Consider the following 3,286-nt stretch of genomic DNA (forward strand, 5'->3'; position numbering starts at 1 on the left):
CCCATGCCGCCCTTGCCGACCTTTTTCATCATGTCGGCCATCTGGCGGTGCTGCTTGGCCAGTTTGTTGATTTCGGAGACCTCCACCCCGGCGCCGGCGGCGATGCGCTTGCGGCGGGAGGCATTGAGCAGGTCGGGATTGGCCCGCTCCTTCTTGGTCATGGAATTGATGATGGCGACCTGGCGGTCGAAAATCTTCTCGTCGATATTGGCCCCGGCCATGGCCTTCTTGAGCTGGCCGACGCCCGGCATCATGGCCATCAGCCCGCCCATGCCGCCCATCTTCTTCATCTGCAGCAGCTGATTGCGCAGGTCCTCGAAGTCGAAAGAGCCCTTTTTGAGCTTTTTCGCCATTTTGGCGGCGTCTTCGGCCGAGACATGCTCGGCGGCCTTTTCGACCAGCGAGACGATGTCGCCCATGCCCAGAATGCGGTCGGCGATGCGGGCGGGATGGAAATCCTCCAGCGCATCCATCTTTTCGCCGACGCCGATCAGCTTGATCGGCTTGCCGGTGGCGGCGCGCATGGACAGCGCCGCGCCGCCGCGCCCGTCGCCATCGACGCGGGTCATGACGATGCCGGTGATGTCGAGCCGCCCATCGAAGGAGCGGGCGACATTGATCGCGTCCTGACCGGTCAGCGCATCGACCACCAGCAGGATTTCATGCGGACGGGCGATGTCGCGAATGGCGACGGTCTCGGCCATCAGCTCTTCGTCGATATGAGTGCGCCCGGCGGTGTCCAGAATGAGCACGTCATAGCCGCCCAGCCGGCCCTCGCGCTCGGCGCGGCGGGCGATCTCAACCGGATTTTCTCCGGCGACGATGGGGAGCGTGTCGACGCCCACCTGCTCGCCCAGAACGCGCAGCTGCTCCATGGCGGCGGGGCGGCGCGTATCGAGGGAAGCGAGCAGAACCTTCTTTTTCTGCCGATCCCTGAGGCGGCGGGCGATCTTGGCGGTGGTGGTGGTCTTGCCCGAGCCTTGCAGGCCCACCATGAGCAGGCTCACCGGCGCGGGCGCGTTGAGGTCGATGCTGACGCTATCGGAGCCCAGCACCGAGACCAGCTCGTCATGGACGATCTTGACCACCTGCTGGCCCGGCGTCACCGAGCGGGTGACCTCGGCGCCCACGGCCCGCTCGCGCACCTGTTCGACGAAGGCGCGCACCACTTCCAGGGACACGTCGGCCTCGATCAGCGCCCGGCGAATCTCGCGCATGGCGGCATCGACATCGGCGGCATTGAGCGCGCCCCGGCCGCGAAGCCCGTCGAATATCTTGCCAAGCCGGTCTGACAGGCTCTCGAACATGTTTTTTCCTTTTTCGCTCATGGATCGCATCGCTCGTCCAGTGAGCTATTTAGTATCCATCAGGCCAAACGCCAAACCCACCCGCGGGCGCAACGCGCTGGCGGATGGTGGCCTCCGGGATCGGTTTATACCTCAAGGGGTCCCGGTCGGCGGGTCAGGAGCAAAAAGCCTGATGAACGGGCTGGCTCTAGGGGAAGTCGGCACGCGAGTCAAGAAAAACGGCAGAAAAAGCGTGCCTCACGCGCTCCGCTCACCCTCCCCCGGCGCTTCGACGCGGGCTCCGGCCAGCGCCATCAGGCGGCTGCGCCAGCGATCGGGCAGGGCGAGAACCGCCGCCCGCGCCAGCGGGCGCAGATAGCGGTCCCAGGCCATGAGGACCAGCCAGCCCCTTGCCGTGACCGCCAGCGCATGATCGGCCACTCCGACGCTGGCAGTGGCCCAGGTGCGCTTATAGGGCATGGTGGGCACCATCAGGTCGACGCCCTTCAGCCCCAGGCCGGCGGCGGCTTCGATCACCTGCCCCAGATGCAGCTTGCCCGGGCTTTCATCGGAATCGGCGAAATCGCGGCTGGCGACGAAAGCGTAGTAACGCCCCTGGTGCGAAAAGCCCCATTGCTCGGCCAGCGTCCTGTCGCCATGCCGGAGCGAGAACGCCAGAACCGGAAGGTCGGCGCGGCCGGGCAGGGAAAGGCAGAACCGGGCGAAGTCGCCGTCGCGAAAGGCGCGCGAGGTGAGGCCCTGCTGGCGCAGCCGCCGGGCGCGCCCGTCCAGCGTGCGCGCCACAACCGCCCGCGCCGCCTCCGGGGAAGCGGCGATTTCATGGGTCAGCGGCGCGCTGCGCTCAAGCCGGTTGCGGGCATTGCGCATATTCTTGCGCGTCTTGGCCTTGATGGTGGCGTAGTATTCCGGAAAACCCTCAAAATCCTCAAGCCCCACATAGGGCGCTTGCTGGGCGACGCCGGTGACGATGCTGCGCTCGGGGAGCCCCCGCGCCAGCCGGCTGTCCGCCCGAACCTTGAGAAAGCTGACCCCATCGGCGGGCGCCGCCGCCAGCGCCGCATCGAGCAGCTGCGCCAGGGCCGGGCGCGCGGCGACGCCGGGCGCGACCAGCATGTCGGAATATTGCCCGAAGGCATGGCCCAGCGGCATCAGCACGCGGCGGGCAAGGGTGCGGACCCGTTCGAGCGGCAGCACCGCCACCAGGCGAGGGCCGTCATGCAGGGTGGCGATCACCGGATCGAACCCAATATTGCCGCGCTCCGTCTCGAAATCGAAGATGGCGCGGGCCCAGCCACCGCCCTGAAACAGCACGGCCCCGCCGGCGCTCGCTTCCAGCTCCGTCCAGGCGGCCAGAAGCGTGTCGAGCCCGGCGCGGTCGCGCACGATCGCGGCGCTCAGGCCGGCACATACCGAACCGGCGCGCGGGCCCGCCTCGACAAGGTCGGCAGCCAGGGAAGAATCGAGGGTGGTCATTTTCCGAACGTATAGGCCTCGATGTCGCGCACGCCTTCGGGAGCGTCGGGATCGACACGGAAATCGACCGTATAGATCTTCTGCTTCTGCGGATTGAGCGGGGTGAACTTGACCAGCCCGGCAAGGCCCAGCTTGGCCAGATAGCTCAGCCCCGTCACCTGCTGGCTGAGCCTGTTGCGCCCCAGCCTCGAACGCAGGATGCCATTGGCGTAGTTGACCGCGTAATGGCGGCGCAGCTCGTCGGTCCAGTGCTCGGTGGTGAAGGAGACGTTGAGCATGTTCTCGTTGACCACCCGGTGCGGCCCGTTGAGCGGCCAGTGCAGCATCTTGCCCGCCTCGAGCATGTGCACCTCGGCATAATCGTCGAACCAGGGCTCGTAGGGCATGTCGGTCTCGCGCAATTGCCCCAGGATCAGCTTTTCCAGCGCCGGCTGGGAAATGAACGGGGCCTTGGCGGGATAGACATAGACCTTCTTGGTGCCGCGCACCTGCCACAGGCTCTGCCC

At 66.6% G+C, this 3,286-nt stretch carries 2 protein-coding genes and 1 pseudogene; all 3 read right to left on the reverse strand.

Annotation, left to right across the window (positions count from 1 at the left end; genetic code table 11):
* The coding region (gene ffh, locus VDP82_RS16115) for a signal recognition particle protein (RefSeq protein WP_323015848.1) at positions 1-1,307 on the reverse strand (1,307 nt) is incomplete at its 3' end.
* A 237-nt stretch (positions 1,308-1,544) separates the two neighbouring features.
* The gene (locus VDP82_RS16120) at positions 1,545-2,780 is read right to left on the reverse strand and encodes a GNAT family N-acetyltransferase (protein WP_323015849.1); all 1,236 of its coding nucleotides are present in this window, start codon (positions 2,778-2,780) and stop codon (positions 1,545-1,547) included.
* Positions 2,777-3,286 (reverse strand): annotated as a pseudogene (locus VDP82_RS16125) (hypothetical protein); the annotation flags it as partial. The pseudogene VDP82_RS16125 and the gene VDP82_RS16120, both read right to left, overlap by 4 nt.

It is taken from the genome of Devosia sp., assembly GCF_034675085.1.
Classification (GTDB): domain Bacteria; phylum Pseudomonadota; class Alphaproteobacteria; order Rhizobiales; family Devosiaceae; genus Devosia.

Excerpts from the sequence above, each read along its gene's own strand:
- VDP82_RS16120 (WP_323015849.1), bottom strand. The coding sequence starts at position 2,780 with ATGACCACCCTCGATTCTTCCCTGGCTGCCGACCTTGTCGAGGCGGGC.